We start from the raw sequence: 20,543 nt of genomic DNA on the forward strand, positions 1-20,543 counted from the left end.
GTTAAGTGAAAGGATGTGCCCATATGAGTAAAAGATATAATGAAGAATTTAAACAAACAATACTTGAATTATAAAAGTCAGGTAGTACTATAACTGATTTAAGCCACGAATATGGTATCCCCCGAACTACTATCTATACTGGATTAAAGATAATACAGAAATATAAATTGATGATAATGAAACTGTTACCCACAAAAACATTATCAAATTGAAAAAAGAAAATACTAGATTAAAAGAAGAAATAGAAATATTAAAAAAGGCTTTAACCATATTCGCGAAAAAATAGATGATAAATCACTTATCTATTTTAAAGAAAGAAGAAATAAACCATAAAAAATATAGAGATTACAATGAAGCTAGGCTTGCTATCTTTGAATATATTGAATCCTGGTAAAACAGAAAAAGGATACATGGCAGTATAAACTATATGACACCAGAACAGTTTGAGAATTATTTAAAGCATGCTTCTTAAATGTTAAACTTTTTGTGTCCAAAATATTGACCTAAGTCCAAGAGGGATAAACATTAAATAAAAACTATCATAAGCTGAAGTTGTGTGGGCATGACATAAATGTCAATGCCCTACACCACACTTCACCTAATATTTTCTAAAGTTTCTTCGCAACAAGTCTAATGAAACCCACATATTCACCTGCATCTTTTTTTAAAATAGCCGTATCTTGAGGCCAAGGATTTTTACCTACTATGTCCTGAGCTTCTTTCCATTGAGTATAAACTTCACATCCATCTGGCATTGTATCTGCAACTTCAATTTCAACTAAACCAGTCCTACTCCATAACTTTTTCCACCAGTCAACTGTATGCCAACTCCAACAATCTTGCCCCCAAAAATCTTTCAGATGCTCTGGAACACCATTCTCGAAATCTTTCATTAACCCTGGAATAACAACTCCAATAATTCCTCCAGGAGAAAGAAATTTCTGCAGATAATTTAGATACAAATCATCTGTCCCAAAATAGATGTATGAGTCAACACAAATAATCGCATCGAAAAAACCATCTGCAAATGGCATATTTCTTGCGTCTCCATGAATTGGAAACACCATGTCTCCAACTCCTTTTTCTATAATCCTCTTCCAATTCTCTGTAGGCTTAACCCAAAGATCGTAGGACCATACCTTTACTCCAAATTCTTTGGCAAGAAATATGCTCGAAATTGCTCTTCCACTTCCTAAGTCAAGAACTCTCATATTGGTCTTTAAGTTAACTTTTCTACAAAGCCATTCACTTAACCATAAAACATTGGGCCCCATTGAATTATCAAAAATCCATTCAGGGTCATATTTGTTGGACAGTGGAAAGTTTTCATTATATAAAATATTTGTCTCGTTATCTACCATTTTTACATTCCTCCATTATTTAAAATTTTATTATTAGAGGAATTATGATAATTTTATTAATTAATCATACCTCCTCTGTCAGTTTTGCCATAACTATAGAAAATTTCTACCATCACACAAACCAACTCCTTTCAATTTATATTTACGTCATATGGGCATTACAATCCCATTAGACACAATTCCAGTTAATCTCATTTTTTCTTTTTATATAAACTGTTGTTTAATGCAGCATATTACACTTTTTCCCATTTAGTAACAATTTCCTGCACGATTATCTATTTTTTTATAGTAAATTAATTTTTGCATAGAAAATACTGAAGTAAACCTTAACATAGGCAAATTTTTACTTTCAAAAAACTATTCCCAGTTCTTCTGCTATTTTCTTAATAACCAAATATTTCACATGTTATCAAAAAAAATTAGAGCCTAAAACATTTACATCTATCTTTTAAATAGTTATACGCATCTAACATCCATGGATGAACTACTTTCATATTATCTTTGTTTTTAAGCATATAATTTACATATTCAAATGCTGCTTGTCCTAACGATATATCTAGACCTTTAATTACATTTTTTCTAAAACCTTCACTATGATTAAGATCCCATTGTAATTTATCAGCTACAAATAAAATCATATCCATTTCCTTCACTTCATTTCTCAATGTTGTATGACATTCTATTGCACTCAAAATGTCTTCATCTGTGATTCTAAATATCTCAACCGCCATAATTTTTGAAAGTTTCTGATGTAATAGTGAGGGAACCTCTTCCTCTTCATTTAATACTTTAATACCTAAGACTTTTGCAACTTCTATTTTTTCCGAGTCTGAATACACTTTGCTAATATCGTGCAAACATCCAGCAATAAATGCTGATTCTTGATTTATTCCAAATTTTTTTGCTATTTTCTTAGCTTCATTCGCTACCTTCAAAGAGTGTTTAGCTACTTCTTCTTGTCCATAATGAATGAGAAGATTATACGAATCCTTTTGAATATCTCCATCAAAATCAATTCCAATTAATAATTTCGATAACAATTTATTCATAAAAAAATCCCCTTTGATTAAATACTAATTAACACCATATAAAAAGAAATATTTTAAATCTATAATCTAATCTTGCTATTAATGAAATTACAACAATAGCAAAATTACACTTCAAGATACTCTTCTTTTAATCTAATAATATCTACATCATCAAACTTGTCCTTTATTTTCTTTGCAAGACTTTCAACTCCAAACACTTCAGTAAAAGTATGGCTACCAATTATTAAGTTAATTCTTGCAAACTTTGCATACTCAATTGTATATAAATTCTTTTCACCAGTTATATAAACATCACAATCTTGCTCTACTTACTGCTATCTTTACATCTGATGTTAATCCTCCTCCACCACAAACCAACCCAACTCTTTTTATACCTCCAGCTTTGAATCGCCATGCCTTTACTGGTTCTCCTAATACGTTTTCAAGTTCTTTAACTAATTCCTCTAACGTTATTTCTTCTTTAAACTCTGCTATCCGTCCACAGTAGAAGCCATCTTCTTCATGCGACTTCTCTATAATTTGCAATCCAAGCTTTTCAAGTAAAGAATTATTAGTTCCAAAATCACAATCATCTAATGGAAGGTGATTAAAATACAGTAACCCCGCTTTCTTTATAAAAATGTTCGTTATCTCTAGTATCAAATAAATTTGTTATATATTGTTCTAATTCAGTTAATCTCATATTATCTTCTCCTCTGATTTGTTTTAATTTGAAAGATATTTGTCAGCTGTAAATAGAAATTTTTCAAGCCTGACCCCTTTTGACATTACATTACCTTATAGCTTCTCCATTTAATAACAATTTCCTCCATGATTATCTATTTTTTGTAGTAAATTAATTTTTAACATAACATAGAAAATGCCGAGGATAAACCTCGGCATTTTAGTATCAGTATTTTTAAATAGTAATAATAATTCCTCTAATCTTTCCATATTTATTAATTACTAAACCTACATCATCACCGACAACTAAATCTTTAAATTCAATATTCATTTTTTTATCATTTCTCTTTAGAATAATAACTACATTTTCATCAAGTTCTAATAAAGGTGTTACTTCTATACTGTTATCATCGAAATGCTGCTCAATGACTATTCGTTTATTTTCATAGTCAATTGAAGTTATTAGTCCATAGACAAACTTTTCTCCTTCTAAATAATTACATTCAGGAAAGTCTTTATAACTTTTTATCAAAACAGTTTTTGTTTCATTATTCCACTCTACCTCTTTATCTAATTTTTCAGCCACAAACCGTATCGGAACATAAACTCTATCATTATAAATAAAAGGTTCTACATCAGTTTCAATTTTACTCCCATCTACATTAATGCTTATATTTTCAAAGTATACTTTAATATTTTTATAAACACCATCAGCCAAAACTGTTACAGAAAATAAGAATATAAAAATAAAAGTGAAAATAAATCCCCTACTCAATTTCATTACAATACCTCCATAACCTGTTTTCAGGGATTATTTCCACTTATACCTCTTACTATACATAATTATCAACTTTAGCTTGTTGACAAAGTTAATTTTTTAAAAAATACATGAAAATATAAGCGAATGCTTGAAAGAATTTAGTTAAAAAAACTAGGTGAAAATTTTCAAGAAAATCCGTAGGTTTGACAGGACGTCAAACCAGCATCCTACAAGACAGGACGTCTTGATTAGGTGCGTTAGGATTTTCTAAAAATTTGAACCTTTAGTTTTTTCTAAATTCTTTCGCATGAGCGTTATTTTCATATATATTTTATTTGTCTACAGTCTAATCATCTTTTTCTTTTCTTCCTAATCTTCTTATTTTGTTTCTTATTTTTATATCCACTATTTTTCAAGGTATCTTTTTCTCTAGGTTTAATCAAGCATTTTTTTGAGTAGCCTACTAATTCTAATCTATTAGTCCTTTTAAGTGCTTCATAGACTAAATCATAATTCTCTGGTCTCTTAAATTGCATCAATGCCCTCTGCATTGCCTTTTCATGTGGAGATTTAGCAACATAAACCTTTTTCATAGTTCTTGGATCAATTCCTGTATAATACATACAAGTAGACAAAGTTCCCGGAGTCGGATAAAAATCTTGCACCTGCTCAGGCATATATCCCAAAGTATTTAGATATTCAGCTAATTCAACTGCATCTTTTAATGTCGAACCTGGATGACTAGATATAAAATATGGTACTATAAATTGTTCTTTACCAATCTTTTTATTTATTTTATTAAAAGTATCAACAAATTTAAAATAAACTTTTTTATCAGGCTTGCCCATCATATATAGTACACGTGATGATATGTGTTCAGGTGCAACTCTTAACTGCCCACTTATATGATATTTGCAAAGTTCATGGAAAAACTCTAAATCTCTGTCATAAACTAAATAATCATACCTTATACCTGACCTTATAAAAACTTTCTTAACACCTTTTATTTCCCTCAACTTTCTTAATAATTCTAGATAATCTCTATGGTCAATATATAGATTTTTGCATGGTGTCGGAAATAAACACTCTTTATTTTTGCATACTCCATGTTTTATTTGTTTTTTACAAGCTCTATGTCTAAAATTAGCTGTTGGTCCTCCTACATCATGTATATATCCTTTAAAATCAGGTTCTTTAACAAATTCTTCTGCTTCTTTAACTATTGATTTATGACTTCTAGCTTGAACTACTCTTCCTTGATGAAATGCAAGTGCACAAAAATTGCAATTGCCAAAGCACCCTCTACTGCTAGTCAAGCTAAACTTAATCTCTTCAATTGCAGGAACACCACCATATTTTTCGTAAACAGGGTGATACGTTCTAGTATAAGGCAAATCATAGATATCATCTAATTCAAGCTGATCTAGCGACTTTGCAGGTGGATTTTGTACTATGTAAATATTTTCATAAGGTTCGACCAATGTTCTACCATTTATATAGTCCATATTTTGATATTGTATTTTAAAGCTTTCTGCAAATTTTACTTTACTTTTAGTTATTTCTTCAAACGAAGGCAGGATAATAGGTTTATACGGCCTGCTTAAATCATTCGTTTTGTAAACAGTCCCTCTGATATAAGTTATTTCATTAATAGGAATACCACTGTCTAATGCCTCTGCTATTTCAATGATCTGTCTTTCTCCCATTCCATACACTAATAAATCTGCTTTTGCATCCAATAAAATTGAACGTCTAACCTTATCAGACCAATAATCATAATGAGCTAATCGTCTAAGACTCGCCTCAATACCTCCAAGTATTATAGGTACATCTTTATATGCCTCTCTAGCTTTGTTGGCATATACTATTGTAGCTCTATCAGGTCTTAATCCAATTTTTCCACCTGGTGAATATACGTCTTTTTTTCTTCTCTTTTTTGCTACTGTATAGTGATTAACCATTGAATCTATATTTCCACTTGTTATCAAAAACGCAAGTCTAGGCTTTCCAAGTTTCTTAAAGTCATCAATACTCTTCCAAGAGGGCTGAGCTATAATCCCAACCTTATATCCATATCTTTCTAACAGCCTACTAATTATTGCACTACCAAATGAAGAATGGTCTACATATGCATCTCCTGTAATTAATATGAAATCAAGCTCAGTCCAACCTCTTTTTTTCATATCTTCTTTCGTAATAGGTAAAAACTCTTTCATAATACCCTTCCTTTATCTTTCAAGTATTTTTCTTAAAAACTGCCCTGTATAAGACTCTTTTACTCTGCAAATCTCCTCAGGTGTTCCTTGAGCTACTATAGTTCCACCTTTATCTCCACCTTCTGGACCTAAATCTATTATATAATCAGCAGTTTTTATAACATCTAGATTATGTTCAATTACTAATACTGTATTTCCTGTATCAACTAACTTGTTTAATACTTTTATTAATTTGTGTATATCAGCTATATGAAGTCCAGTAGTTGGCTCATCTAAGATATATAATGTCTTTCCTGTGCTTCTTTTACTTAATTCTGTTGCCAGTTTGATTCTTTGCGCTTCCCCTCCTGATAATTGAGTTGAAGGCTGACCTAATTTTATATATCCTAGTCCAACATCATACATAGTCTTTAATTTATTCTTTATTCTTGGTATATTATCAAAAAACTCCAATGCTTCTTCTACTGTCATTTCTAATACATCAGATATCGTCTTACCTTTATATTTAACTTCAAGAGTTTCTCTATTATACCTTTTACCTTTACATACTTCACATGGAACATATACATCAGGAAGAAAATGCATTTCTATCTTTATTATTCCATCACCTTTGCAAGCTTCACATCTTCCTCCCTTAACATTAAAACTGAATCTACCTTTTTTATAGCCTCTCATTTTAGCTTCAGGAGTCATAGCAAATACGTCTCTTATAAAGTCAAATACGCCAGTATATGTCGCTGGATTTGACCTTGGTGTTCTCCCAATAGGTGACTGATCTATATCAATAACTTTGTCTATATGCTCTATTCCTCTTATTTCATCATGTTTTCCTGCCTTTTGTTTGCCTCTGTGCAGCTGCTGAGAAAGTCTTTTATATAATATTTCGTTTACTAAAGTACTCTTACCAGAACCCGATACACCTGTAACACATGTAAACACACCTAAAGGAATTTTAACATCTATATTTTTTAAATTATGCTCTTTAGCTCCGATAACTTCTATCCATTTACCATTTGGTTTTCTTCTAGTCTTAGGTATTTCTATTTTCTTTTTACCACTTAGATACTGACCAGTAATTGATTTTTCACATTTTTTAATATCCTCAACAGTGCCTTTAGCAATAACTTCACCACCGTGAACTCCAGCACCTGGTCCAATATCTACAATATAATCTGCACTATACATTGTATCTTCATCATGTTCAACTACTATTAAAGTATTCCCCAAATCAGTCAAATTTCTGAGCGTTTTAATTAGTCTTTCATTATCTCTTTGATGAAGTCCTATACTAGGTTCATCAAGAACATATAAAACTCCAACCAAACTAGAACCTATCTGTGTTGCAAGTCTTATTCTCTGAGATTCTCCTCCTGATAGAGTTCCAGCACTTCTAGACAAAGTTAAATAGTCTAATCCCACATCTACTAAAAACTTCAATCTTTCTTTGATTTCCTTTAAAATCTGATTTGCTATATATTTCTGTCTTTCATCAAGCTCTAGTTTATCAAAAAACTCTAAAGCTTGTCTAACAGATAATTCAGTAACTTCTGCTATATTTAATCCCCCAACAGTTACTGCTAAACTCTCTGGTCTTAGTCTAGCACCATTACAATGAGGACAAGGATTTATACTCATGTAACTTTCAATTTTCTCTCTCATATAATCTGAAACTGTTTCTTTATATCTTCGTTCAAGATTGTTAATAATACCCTCAAATGGAGCTTTATAAGTCCTTAGTCCTCCAAATCTACTCTCATATTTGAAAGTAACACTTCTTTTACCTGTTCCATATAATAGCTCTTTTATAAACTTTTTCGGTGCTTCCTTAATTGGTGTATCTAAATCAAAACCATTATACTCAGCTATAGCCTTGAATATCTTGTAATAATAAGTATCTTCTGAAGTACTGTTAAAAGGAGCTATTGCCCCTTGATTAATGGATAAATTAGGATTAGGAATTATAAGCTCAGGGTCAACTTTCTTATAACTGCCCAACCCATTACAATATGAACACATACCATAAGGACTGTTAAAAGAAAACATTCTAGGCGACAATTCCTCTATGCCTATTCCACAATCTACACATGCAAATTTTTGGCTAAACAACATCTCTTTTTCATTAACAACATCTATAATAACTATACCTTCACTTAAATTTAGTGCAGTTTCTAAAGAATCAGCTAATCTATTTTGAATACCTTCTTTAATCTTTATCCTATCAACCACAACTTCAATTGTATGTTTTTTATTCTTATCAAGCTTTATATCTTCATTTATATCTCTTATTTCTCCATCTACTCTTACTCTAACAAATCCTTCTTTTCTGATGTTTTCAAAAACCTTCTGATGTTCACCTTTTCTTCCACGTATAATAGGTGCAAGGATTTGAATTTTAGTACCATTTTCTAAGTCTAAAATTTTATCGACCATCTGATCTACTGTTTGAGATGATATAACTTTGCCACATTTAGGACAATGAGGAATTCCTATTCTAGCAAACAATAAACGTAAATAATCATATATTTCAGTAACAGTACCTACTGTTGACCTAGGATTTTTGCTAGTAGTCTTTTGGTCAATAGAAATTGCAGGTGAAAGCCCTTCTATATAATCTACATCAGGCTTTTCCATCTGACCTAAAAACTGTCTTGCATAAGCTGATAAACTCTCAACGTATCGTCTTTGCCCTTCTGCATAAATAGTATCGAATGCTAATGAGGATTTGCCTGAACCACTTAGCCCTGTAAAAACTACAAATTTATTTCTAGGTATTTCTAAATCTATATTTTTTAAATTATGTTCTCTAGCTCCCTTTATAATTATTTTGTCCTTTGACATATCTTCACCTCATCTATTATAGCTTTTCTTTTAATTCATTAATTTTATCTCTAAGCTCAGCTGCTCTTTCAAACTGCAATTCTTCAGCAGCCTTCATCATCTCTGTTTCAAGTTTCTTTATCAATTCAATTATTTCACTATCACTCATTTTCTTATCATTATCAAAACCGTATTTATCCTTATCCTCAGCTACTTTTGTCGCTTCTATGATATCTCTTACACCTTTTCTTATAGTTTGTGGTGTTATACCATGCTTCTTATTATATTCCATCTGCATAAATCTTCTTCTATTTGTCTCATCTATAGCTCTTTTCATAGATTTAGTAATAGTATCGGCATACATTATAACTTTACCTTCTGAGTTTCTTGCTGCTCTACCTATTGTTTGAATCATAGACGTCTCTGATCTTAAAAATCCTTCTTTATCAGCATCTAAAATTACTACTAAAGATACCTCAGGTAAATCTAAACCTTCTCTCAATAAATTTATACCAACTAGAACATCAAATTTACCAAGTCTTAAATCTCTTATTATTTCCATTCTTTCGATTGTATCTATATCTGAATGTAGATAAGTAACCTTAATGCCTATTTCTTTTAGATACTGCGTCAAGTCTTCAGCCATTTTCTTTGTTAAAGTAGTTATTAAAACTCTCTGATCTTTTTCAATTCTTAAGTTTATTTCCTTAACTAAATCATCAATCTGCCCCTCTGTAGGTCTTACTTCAACTTCTGGATCAAGTAACCCTGTAGGGCGTATAATTTGCTCAACAATTTTCTGTGAATGCTCTATTTCATATGGACCAGGTGTTGCACTTACATATATTACCTGATTTATAAGTTTTTCGAATTCTTCAAATTTCAATGGCCTGTTATCATAAGCAGAAGGCAATCTAAATCCATGCTCTATTAATGTCTTTTTTCTTGACCTATCCCCAGCATACATTGCTCTTATCTGAGGTATCGTAACATGAGATTCATCTATTATCATTAGAAAATCATCAGGAAAATAGTCAATAAGCGTATATGGTTTACTACCTGGTGGTCTTCCACTAATATGCCTTGAGTAATTCTCTATTCCCTGGCAATATCCCATTTCTCTGAGCATTTCAATATCATACATTGTTCTCTGCTGAAGTCTCTGAGCTTCTAAAAGTTTACCTTGAGCTTTAAACTCATTTAACCTTTCCTTAAGCTCTTCTTCTATACTCTTAATAGCTCTTTCAATTTTTTCCCTTGATGTTGCATAGTGAGATGCAGGAAATATGGAAACATGGTTCCTTATACCAATTATTTCACCTGTAAGTGCATTTACTTCTACTATTCTATCAATTTCGTCTCCAAAAAACTCTATTCTAACTGCATTTTCGTTCGAAGACGCTGGAAAAACCTCAACAATATCGCCTCTTACTCTAAAAGTCCCTCTGACAAAATTAATATCATTTCTCTCATACTGGATATCCACTAACTTTCTTATAACTTCATCTCTATCCTTAATCATCCCAGGTCTGACTGATAAAACTAGATTTTCATAGTCAATCGGGTCTCCTAAACCATAAATGCACGATACACTTGCAACAATTATTACATCTCTTCTTTCAAATAATGCAGCTGTTGCTGAGTGCCTTAATTTATCTATTTCATCATTTATAGAAGCATCTTTTTCTATATACGTATCGGTTTGGGGAACATAAGCTTCAGGCTGATAATAATCATAATAACTAACAAAATACTCTACTGCATTTTCTGGAAAGAATTCTCTAAATTCGCTAGCTAATTGAGCAGCAAGTGTTTTATTGTGAGCAATAACTAAGGTTGGTTTTTGTACTCTTTCAATTATGTTAGCCATTGTGAAAGTCTTACCTGAACCAGTTACTCCTAATAATGTTTGATGTTTTAGTTTGCTATTTATCCCATCTACCAAAGCCTCTATTGCTTTGGGCTGATCTCCTGTTGGTTTGAAATCAGATTTTATTTTAAATTGCCCCATTATTTCACCTCAATTAATAATATCCTAAATTTTCGGAACACTTGTTCGCTATAATTATATATTTTTATATTTTTTAAGTCAATATACAGTTTGAAAAATCTAATTTTAAAAATAGGAAGGTCTTAGTTTGTATTTGTCGAATAATATAAAGTGAGATTGGAGGTTAATATTATGAAAAAAATATTATTAATTCTATTTGCCTTTATTACCCTAAGCGGGTGTAGTTATAAAACTGAAATGGAGATTAGTAGCAAAAACGAAACTGATATAGCTGTAGAAAAAACAATAGATTTTACAGTAGAAAAATCTTCTCTTACAAAAGGTTTCCAGACTATTCTGCCTCAAGTAGAAATATTAAATTCGGATAATTCTCCTAAAATACTAGTAAACCTAGGAGTTGTTGAATGTGCTGATATTATTGTTGATAAAGTAACGCTATTTAACAATGAAATAATAATTTATACAACTCGAGTATTATCTACAGAAAATAATGATATTGTAGTTCCTCAATTGATTATAAGATTTGATAATATGGATGTCAGTGAATTGAACAATAAATCATTTAAAATTGTTGGTACCAACTACAAACCTATCAATCTAACCTTCAATAAAAATGAAATATTAAGTAAAATTTACGCAGAACTTAAGATAACCCCAAGTTCAACACCAAAAGTATTCTTAGTAAAAGAAAATAATAAACTTATTTGGAAAGTTTATCTTGATAATGTCTTTGACAGAACACTCTCTGATAATCTTTTAGCTAATCTAACAGTTAAAGTAGACTCTGACACAGGTAAAATTATTCATTTAAATAAAAAAATAATTTCAAAATACTATGGAGAAGGAAAAATACTAGATTTGTCAAACAAATTACTTATTTATAGTGAATCTAATACTAGTGAAAATAATAATGAACCTTATCAATCTTTAAATATATATGACTTAAAAACAAATACATCTAATAAAATATACTCTACACATAATATTATAAAAACAGCCAAAATAAATAGTAATTCTAATTATATAGCCGTTATTGAAAATACAGAAAAATTTTCAGAATTAATATTAATAAATTTAAAAAATAATATTATTCAAAAAATCCAAAATACTGATTTCTCAAATATAGATAATATAATCTGGAAAGATAATAAACTTTATTTTTCTTGTACTTCTGAAAATCAAAATTCATCAATATATTTATACGATATCAAAAGCAATCAGACAAATAAAATTATTGAAACAGATAAGAAAATTAGTGACTTTGATATCTATAATAATAATTTGATTTTCACCGAATTTAATAATAACACGAAAAATTTTAATATATATTTAAAAACAGAAAATGAACTCAAGAAAGTCTCTGAAGGTTTTTCAATAAAATTTATAGACAAATACCATATAGCATTTCTAAAGCATGATGAAAAATATGGTAGAAATACTTTGAATTTATTGGACTTAGTTAATGGAAATATAGATAGTTTAAATGATTTTGATATTGAAAAATACTCTATTCTAAACAAAAATCAAATTATACTACTTGTAAGAAAAATAATTGATACGGAATTTAGCCTGTATATGTATAATATAAGTGATAAAAGTTATGAAAAAATATCCGACACAATATCAAAAAATACGTTTTATAATAGTAATGTTAAACGGATTTTTATTGATATTAATCCTTCATTTCATAGTGGAGTCAATAGTAAAATCTATGCTATCGATTTGGAAAATTGAAAACAATTTAAGAGCAGCCTGTGCTGCTCCTTTTTATCTACCTTTTAAATTTTTTCCTTAATTTCATAAGCGGACTTTCTATTTCCTTAACTACAAATGAATAAGTCGAATATCTCGGAATTGTCAAAATTCCTAGTTTTCTTATTCCGTACTTATAATCCATGTATTCTTTAGTTTGATATTCTCCATTTCTATCTATATATTCTATCCATATGTACGTTGGATAATTTGATAAAATGTATTCGATTTCATCCTTACTATTCACTCTATTCCCATTAACTGAAGTTATTATATCACCTGATTTTAATCCTATCTTTTCTGCAATTCCATCTGGCATTACATCTAAAATTTTAACTCCAAATTCCGGACATTCAAATTTAGCTTTTCCGCTTTTTTCCTTAGATCTACCTATCTGTATCAAACCTTCATGGGCTAAAGTCCCAAACAGTGCAGCTATGTATTTGAAAACATATATATAAGTTGATACAACAGATAATATTATTAATAAAATACTATATATAAACAAGTTCCTAGAAGATTCTTTTACTTTATTTTCAGGATAGTCAGTAATCGCCATATCACCATATCCTAAAGCTGCAACAACTCCTATCATCATATATATTATATTGTCTGCATTTAAAGATACATTCTCAGGTTTAAATAAAGGCCACCAATTAGGCATATTTACACCATTACTACTAACCATTTCTCCAACTGTCAATAATACTATAAAGGGGATAGGCCAGAATCTCATCATGTTAAATCCGCCTACTATTTTTTTATTTCTCTCAACAAATATTGGTATTTTAGTTGAATCCCCATCTACTAAAATTAAAAAACTTTCTATCAAATGTAATATACCAACAATAGCCATTATACTTGATACATTAACCCTTGGATAACCAAATAATAAATATGATAAAGATATAATACCTCCAGCATATGAAAAACAAATAAATCGTGGATGAGTTAACATTAAAATAACTGCTAATAAAAATATGTATTTAAAATCGTTAGCCTGTATTGTAACTCCTAATAAAATAATGATTAAACTACCTAAAATACCACCTAAAGTACCCTTTACCATAGAAGAAAATACTCTCATACGATTTGATTTTTTGTTTATGCCTAATATATTTTTTTCCATTTTACCAATCTTTTTATATTGAAAATATAATAAAACTATTATCCCCCAATATATTGGATTAAAAAACACTTGTAGTAGTGATAATGCTGATAAATATAATACCTCTATAATTTTCATCATAAAAAACACTCCAATACCAAATATCTATTCCCATATAGATAATAGCCATTAGAATAACTAATGGCTATTTTTTCAATTTTGACTTGATTATTTCTATAGCTTTCTGTAGCTGCACGTCTTCTTTGATATTATCTACTCCTATCTTCTGTACATTCTCAGGAAGCTCAATAATAACATCTGGAGTTATTCCTATACCATGGATATTTGTACCACTAGGTGTAAAATATTCTGAAACTGTTAACTTAAATCCAGACCCATCACTTAATGGCTTTATCCTTTGAACTATTCCTTTACCAAAAGTTTTAGTACCTACTAAAATTCCTGTTTTAGTATCTTTTATAGCACCCGCTAATATCTCTGAAGCACTCGCGCTTCCACCGTTTACAAGCAGTACTAAAGGTAAACCCAATTTCTTAGAATCAGATTTTAAATACTCTCTTTCTTTATTTTTTGTTTCAGTATAAACAATAACTCCTTCTCCCATAAGTTCATCTGCTATCTGTGCACATTCGCTTAATAATCCACCTGGGTTATTTCTCAAATCTATAATTAATCCTTTCATTCCTTTATCTTTAAGATTATCTAGATGTTTTTTGAAGTCATCATAAGTCAATTCATCAAAAGATACTATCCTAATATAACCAATTTTGTTTTTCAACATTCTTGATTTTACTGTTTTTAGCCTTATTTCTTCTCTAACTATATTTAAATCAATAAATTTTTTATTTCCATCTTTATCTGTTCTAAGAATAGTAATTTTTACACTAGTACCTGGTTTTCCTTTCATCAATTTAACTGCATCATCCATTTTATCAGCAGTAAATTCTTTTCCGTTTACTTTAATTATCTTGTCACCTGTTTTTATTCCTGCTCTCTCTCCAGGAGTATCTTCTATAGGTGATACTACAGTAATTAAGTTGTCTTTTCCAGGAGTTACTATTACACCGATTCCCTGATAAGTTCCTTTTGTATGTTCCATAAAATCAGCAAACTCTTCTTTAGTCATATATACTGAATAAGGGTCCCCTAGAGCCTCGAACATACCTTTTAACTGCCCTTCTAATAAATCCTGTTCGTCTACATCTTTTAAATAATTTTTCTCAATAAAATTCTCGAGTGCTATAGCTTTACTATATTTCTCATAAGTTGTTACCAAATCCTCATAGTAGTCTTTTGTAATTACAACTTTATCCTTTATTGTAATCTGAATCATATTACTAATAGTAAAAGTTAATAAACTTGAAAGTATAGCAATTATAACAGCTCCATACAATGCCTTTCTTCTTGTTATCATCAATATTTCACCTCGTAAAATATTCTAGTATTTTATTTTATTAAACATATGTAAACATTATACCACCATAGACTGTTTTTTTCAAAAAGTTAAATAAGCAAGTGTATCCACTTGCTTATTTGCCTTTTACCCATGGTAATGGATTTATAACTTTACCATTTCTTCTTACCTCGAAATGTAAGTGTGGACCAGTTGAATATCCTGTACTCCCTGCTCTAGATATAACTTGTCCCTTTTTAACTTTTTGGCCTTTCTTAACCAATAGTCGAGAGTTATGTGCATACAATGTTGAAATTCCTCCACCATGATCTATCCAAACTGCTTTACCATACCCACCAAGCCATCCAGCATACTGAACAACACCATCGTTAGCTGCTACTACTTTACCACCTAGAGGAACTGCTATATCTAGACCTGTATGAAGTTTCTTTTTCTTTAAAATTGGATGCATTCTATAACCGAAATATGAAGTTATTCTATAATAACCTGGTGCTGGCCATAACATCTTACCACCAGCATATTTAGCAGCTATTTGCTTTTTCCTTATTTCAGCTTCTAATTTCTTTGATAGCTTAACCAATTCATCTTCTTGCTTTTCAAGCTCCTTAATATTTTTCTTTAATTCCTTCATCATACTTTCTTTTGCTCTAGTAGCAACTAACAGCTGATTTTTTTTGTCCTCCATTTTCTTTTTTATGTTTTGTACCATATTTAATTGGTTTTCTAAAGTTTCTTTTTTAGTTGAAATAATTTCTCTTTGTTCCTTCATGTACTTAAGTATATTTACATCATAATCTATTATTCTCTTTACCATATCTAATCTAGCAATAAAATCACTTATATTCTTGGATTCTAAAAGCACTTCTAAATATCCAACAGTTCCATTCTTGTATATAACTCTTAATCTTGAATTTAAAATATCTTTCTTTGCTTTGATATTATTCTCTGCTTGCTTAAGTTCATTCTTCGTAACTTCTATATCTTTATTAATCTCTTCTAGCTGTTTTTCTACTTCCTGCAATTCTTTATCTGCTTTATCAATCTGTTGGTCTAACCTTTTGATTTCTCTTGCTACCTTACTATATTTACTCTTATTTTGTTTTAATTCTTCTCTAAGCTTGTCTAAACCTCTATTAACCTCTTGTAATTTTTTTCTTTCTTTGTCTGCATTTCCGCTTGATGCATAAACAAAAGATACATTTATCAGCAAAATTATAATTAATAAAAATGATATTTTTCTTCTATAGTTCAATAGCCTGTCCCCCCTTTTTATACATTAAGGAACTTTCTTAAAGATACAATACTACCTAAAACACCTATTCCAACACCAATTGCAGTAAACATAATAATTATGTCATCTAGTATTGCATAGTATGGAATTATATATATTGTAAATAATACATATAACTTTTCATTAATAACTAAAGATAGATATTTATAACTGAAATAAACCACCAATATAGCTAAAAAAGAACCAATAGCTCCAAGGAAAATACCTTCTAAAATAAATGGACCTCTAATATATCCATTTGTAGCACCTATATACTTCATAATATTAATTTCTCTTCTTCTAGCTGCTACAGTAAGCTTTATCGTATTAGAAATTATAAAAATCGACACTAAAATCAAAATACTGATAACCACTAGTCCACCAACTCTTATAAAATTCGATACAGCCATCATTTTTTCAACAATATCTTTATAATATTTTATATCTTCAATTCCTGTTAGCCCATTTATACGATTGACTACATCTTCTGTATACTTAATATCTTTAAGTTGTACTATATAAGAGTTAGGTAATGGATTTTTTTCTAGTCCTTCAAGCAAATACGCTTCATTACCCCATTCTTTTTTTAATACCTCTAAAGCCTGCTCTTTAGACTGATAGATAACAGCTAGCACTCCATCTAATTCTCTTAACTTTTCTCCAATCTTCTCAATTTGGTCTTGACTTATATCATCTTCAAGATAAACTTGTATTTCATCAAATTGTTCTTTTGTCATACTAGTTAAGTTATTTATATTTAATATAATCACCAATACAATACCTAGAATAATTAATACTGACATTACTGAACCGATAGATGCTAAACTCATCATTCGATTTCTCCACATGCTGACAAAGCCTTGTTTAATAATATTTTTAAATAATCTAAACTTCATAATCGTACACACCCTTCAATTCATCTTTTACAACTCTTCCATTTTCTAAAGCTATAACTCTCCTTCTCATAGCATTTACTATATCTCTTGCGTGGGTGGCCATAAGAACCGTAGTTCCTCTTCTATTTATTTCTTTTAGTAACCCCATTATTTCCCATGATGTGTCAGGGTCAAGATTTCCTGTAGGCTCATCAGCAATCAAAACAGTTGGTCTATTAACTAAAGCTCTAGCTATTGAAACTCTTTGCTGTTCACCACCGGATAATTGGTCAGGATAACTATGAGCTTTACTGCTTAACCCAACCATACTTAATACCATAGGTACTTGTCTTCTTACTTCCTTTGATGAACTTCCTACTATTTCCATAGCAAATGCTACATTTTCATAAACAGTTTTATTCTTTAATAACCTAAAATCCTGAAATACTACCCCTATATTCCTTCTAATATATGGTATTCTTCTATTTTTTACTCTTGTAATATCCATATTATTGAGATATATCTTACCCTCTGTAGGCTCCTCTTCTTTTAAAAGTAATTTTATTAGTGTCGATTTACCAGCACCACTCGAACCAACTATAAAAACAAATTCGCCTTTATCTATGTGAATATTTATATTCGACAGCGCTTTTACCCCATTACTGTACTCTTTACTAACATTTATAAAATCTATCATTTTACCACTCCAGTCTTTTTCTTCTGTTCTCTGTAATTTAATTCGACATAATGCTTATATTTCCTTCATAATTTTCATTCCAAATATAGGTAAGTAGTATCATTTTATCTATCTAAAGTTTTATATATCAACAATAATAGATAGAATTCTATAGCATCTCTAAAAATTCTCAAGTTAAACCCAGTATCCTTTTGTATTTTATCTAACCTATATATTAACGTATTTCTATGAATATATAACTTCCTTGCAGTTTCACTAATGTTTAAATTACACTCAAAAAAATATATTGCAGTTTTAATTTCATCAGAGCTTAACTGCTTTATACCGTACTTTAAAGTTTCATCATAAATGCTTAATAACATTCTCTCATCTATCTGAGATAATATTCTGTATACTGTGAGCTTTTCATAAAAATATATATTTTCTGGAATATTAAACTTACGCCCTAGTAGCAAAGCGGTTTTTCCTTCTTGGTACGCTTTTTTTATATTAAGAGGCAAATTAATAGAACTTACTCCAATTTCAACTTTTTGTAAAAGCTCTGTTTCAATAGCCTTTACAATTTGTACTGGAATCTCTAAAAATTCTGCATTATTCTTTATAATAATCGCAAATAAATCTTCGTCTAATCTACAAAATACGATATCGTCTCCTATTATATTCTTAATAATTGTAGCGATATCTGAATTTTCTGTTTCATTATAAATTCTAATAATTGCTACTACTAGTTCTTCATCTAATTTTATCCTATTATTTTCTAAAATTCTTTTAATACTTTTTTCATCTAAATCTTCTAAAAATAATCTTTTTATATCTTCATTTTCTTTTTTTATCTCATTAGCACTTAAATCTTCTAAAATTATCTTTATCAAAGCTTTTTCTCTATCTGTCAATTCAACATCGTGCTTTACAAATAAATAATATTCTTCACCATCTAACATAAAGCTACATATACACTCTACATCATCTGTCGAAATTTCTTTCTTATCCCATTCGTTAACTAACAGTACACTTTCTCCAATAATTCCACTTATTTTATTTATTATTCGTTCAATTTCCAGTTTTGTTAACATAATATCACCTATTTTTTATTATAAAATATTTTTAGACAAAACAAAATCCTCAATTTTAATAAATTAAGGAAGATTTTACCCATATCTATAAACAGTATAAATAAAAAGCAGAAGAAAATCTACATATGTAATTTCTTCTGCTTTTTTCTTCAATATCCTCTATTTTTTTTAACTAAATATCAAATTAGCCTTATAATATTGAAGCCTCTGTTTCTTTATCAAATAAGTGTATTCTATTCTTGTCTAAAGCTAATTCAATTACGTCACCTATTCTTGCTTTACTTCTTGAATCAACTCTTGCTATAGCACTATTACCTTCAATATTTATATAAAGATAAGTTTCTGAACCCATCATTTCAGTTACTTCTACCTTAGCTTTAACAACGCTGTCTCTAGAAGCTTCGATAAATACTTTTTCATCATGAATATCCTCAGGTCTTATACCCATTACTACTTTCTTTCCTAAGTATCCTTTTTGTTTAACAATCTTAGCTTTTCCTTCTGGTAATCTTATTTTCACATTACCAAATACTAAGTTGCAGTCATTAATATCATTTCCTTCTATTACAACATCAATGAAGTTCATCTGAGGACTACCTATAAATCCAGCAACAAATATGTTAGCAGGCTTTTCATATACTTCTTGTGGAGTTGCAGCTTGTTGAATAACTCCATCTTTCATAACAACTATTCTATCTCCCATTGTCATTGCTTCTGTCTGGTCATGAGTAACATATATAAATGTAGTTTGAAGTCTTTTATGAAGCTTGATAATCTCAGTTCTTGTTTGTACTCTTAATTTCGCATCTAAGTTTGATAATGGCTCATCCATTAAAAACACTTTAGGCTCTCTTACTATAGCTCTACCTAAAGCAACCCTCTGTCTTTGTCCACCTGATAAAGCTTTTGGCTTTCTATTAAGTAGGTTTTCTATTCCTAAAATTCTTGCTGCTTCTTTAACTTTTTTATCTATTTCTGCTTTAGGAACTTTTCTAAGTTTTAATCCAAACGCCATATTATCATATACACTCATATGAGGATATAATGCATAGTTTTGGAATACCATCGCAATATCTCTATCTTTTGGTGGTACATCATTAACTAATTTATCTCCAATGTAAAGTTCACCTTTAGAAATCTCCTCTAATCCTGCAACCATTCTTAGAGTTGTTGATTTACCACATCCTGAAGGTCCTACTAAAACAACAAACTCTTTATCTTTAATCTCAAGATTAAAATCTTTTACTGCTGTTACATTACCTGAATAAATTTTATAAATATGTTTAAAAGTTAATCCTGCCATTTAAAAGCCCCCTTCTTAAATTCTTCATATATAAGTTTACACGAATTAATCTTTTAATTCTATTGGTATAATAACCAAAAATTATTGATAAATTTAAACAATATGCACAATGGATATGGTATACTTGGTACTGGGTACTAGGTGCTGGGTACT

At 29.9% G+C, this 20,543-nt stretch carries 16 protein-coding genes; 1 reads left to right on the forward strand and 15 read right to left on the reverse strand.

What is annotated here, in order from left to right; all coding sequences use genetic code 11:
* Positions 1-608 precede the first annotated feature (608 nt).
* The 8 genes from TR13x_RS07565 to uvrB form a co-directional block, all read right to left on the reverse strand.
* Entirely contained in the window at positions 609-1,361 is a 753-nt protein-coding gene (locus TR13x_RS07565) for a cyclopropane-fatty-acyl-phospholipid synthase family protein (RefSeq protein ID WP_054871313.1), read from the reverse strand.
* Positions 1,362-1,780: 419 nt separating this feature from the next.
* A complete protein-coding gene (gene yqeK, locus TR13x_RS07570) occupies positions 1,781-2,410 on the reverse strand; it encodes a bis(5'-nucleosyl)-tetraphosphatase (symmetrical) YqeK (RefSeq protein WP_054871314.1) in 630 nt (209 codons plus the stop codon).
* 104 nt (positions 2,411-2,514) lie between these two features.
* Positions 2,515-2,694 carry a Nif3-like dinuclear metal center hexameric protein gene (locus tag TR13x_RS11430; RefSeq protein WP_082394830.1) on the reverse strand — a complete coding sequence of 60 codons (180 nt, stop codon included), beginning with the start codon at positions 2,692-2,694 and terminating at the stop codon, positions 2,515-2,517.
* Between the two features lie 7 nt (positions 2,695-2,701).
* Positions 2,702-3,040: a Nif3-like dinuclear metal center hexameric protein gene (locus TR13x_RS07575; protein ID WP_255351325.1), complete on the reverse strand. Its 339-nt coding sequence runs from the start codon at positions 3,038-3,040 to the stop codon at positions 2,702-2,704.
* 268 nt (positions 3,041-3,308) lie between these two features.
* Positions 3,309-3,854, reverse strand: a complete 546-nt coding sequence (locus TR13x_RS07580; protein WP_054871316.1) for a copper amine oxidase N-terminal domain-containing protein — start codon at positions 3,852-3,854, stop codon at positions 3,309-3,311.
* Positions 3,855-4,183: 329 nt separating this feature from the next.
* Positions 4,184-6,049 carry a YgiQ family radical SAM protein gene (locus TR13x_RS07585; RefSeq protein ID WP_054871317.1) on the reverse strand — a complete coding sequence of 622 codons (1,866 nt, stop codon included), beginning with the start codon at positions 6,047-6,049 and terminating at the stop codon, positions 4,184-4,186.
* 12 nt (positions 6,050-6,061) lie between these two features.
* Positions 6,062-8,887, reverse strand: a complete 2,826-nt coding sequence (gene uvrA / locus TR13x_RS07590) for an excinuclease ABC subunit UvrA (protein WP_054871318.1) — start codon at positions 8,885-8,887, stop codon at positions 6,062-6,064.
* 16 nt (positions 8,888-8,903) lie between these two features.
* Complete coding sequence (gene uvrB, locus TR13x_RS07595; protein ID WP_054871319.1) at positions 8,904-10,877, reverse strand: excinuclease ABC subunit UvrB; 1,974 nt, start codon at positions 10,875-10,877, stop codon at positions 8,904-8,906.
* Between the two features lie 171 nt (positions 10,878-11,048).
* On the opposite strand from uvrB, the gene TR13x_RS07600 reads away from it, so the two are divergent.
* Entirely contained in the window at positions 11,049-12,611 is a 1,563-nt protein-coding gene (locus TR13x_RS07600; RefSeq protein ID WP_054871320.1) for a membrane lipoprotein lipid attachment site-containing protein, read from the forward strand.
* A gap of 37 nt (positions 12,612-12,648) precedes the next feature.
* Here TR13x_RS07600 and TR13x_RS07605 read toward each other — a convergent pair whose 3' ends face one another.
* From TR13x_RS07605 to TR13x_RS07635, 7 genes are all read right to left on the reverse strand, one after another.
* Complete coding sequence (locus tag TR13x_RS07605) at positions 12,649-13,878, reverse strand: PDZ domain-containing protein (protein WP_054871321.1); 1,230 nt, start codon at positions 13,876-13,878, stop codon at positions 12,649-12,651.
* Positions 13,879-13,942: 64 nt separating this feature from the next.
* Entirely contained in the window at positions 13,943-15,172 is a 1,230-nt protein-coding gene (locus TR13x_RS07610; protein WP_054871322.1) for a S41 family peptidase, read from the reverse strand.
* Between the two features lie 115 nt (positions 15,173-15,287).
* Entirely contained in the window at positions 15,288-16,424 is a 1,137-nt protein-coding gene (locus tag TR13x_RS07615) for a murein hydrolase activator EnvC (RefSeq protein ID WP_152912133.1), read from the reverse strand.
* Between the two features lie 17 nt (positions 16,425-16,441).
* Positions 16,442-17,338, reverse strand: a complete 897-nt coding sequence (gene ftsX / locus TR13x_RS07620) for a permease-like cell division protein FtsX (RefSeq protein ID WP_054871324.1) — start codon at positions 17,336-17,338, stop codon at positions 16,442-16,444.
* The gene (ftsE, locus tag TR13x_RS07625) at positions 17,328-18,014 is read right to left on the reverse strand and encodes a cell division ATP-binding protein FtsE (protein WP_054871325.1); all 687 of its coding nucleotides are present in this window, start codon (positions 18,012-18,014) and stop codon (positions 17,328-17,330) included. The genes ftsX and ftsE overlap by 11 nt, the downstream gene beginning before the upstream one ends.
* Positions 18,015-18,118: 104 nt before the next feature.
* The gene (locus TR13x_RS07630; protein WP_054871326.1) at positions 18,119-19,087 is read right to left on the reverse strand and encodes a CdaR family transcriptional regulator; all 969 of its coding nucleotides are present in this window, start codon (positions 19,085-19,087) and stop codon (positions 18,119-18,121) included.
* A 190-nt stretch (positions 19,088-19,277) separates the two neighbouring features.
* Positions 19,278-20,390 carry an ABC transporter ATP-binding protein gene (locus tag TR13x_RS07635; protein WP_054871327.1) on the reverse strand — a complete coding sequence of 371 codons (1,113 nt, stop codon included), beginning with the start codon at positions 20,388-20,390 and terminating at the stop codon, positions 19,278-19,280.
* Positions 20,391-20,543 lie beyond the last annotated feature (153 nt).

Origin of the sequence: Caloranaerobacter sp. TR13 (assembly GCF_001316435.1) — a bacterium.
GTDB lineage: Bacteria > Bacillota > Clostridia > Tissierellales > Thermohalobacteraceae > Caloranaerobacter.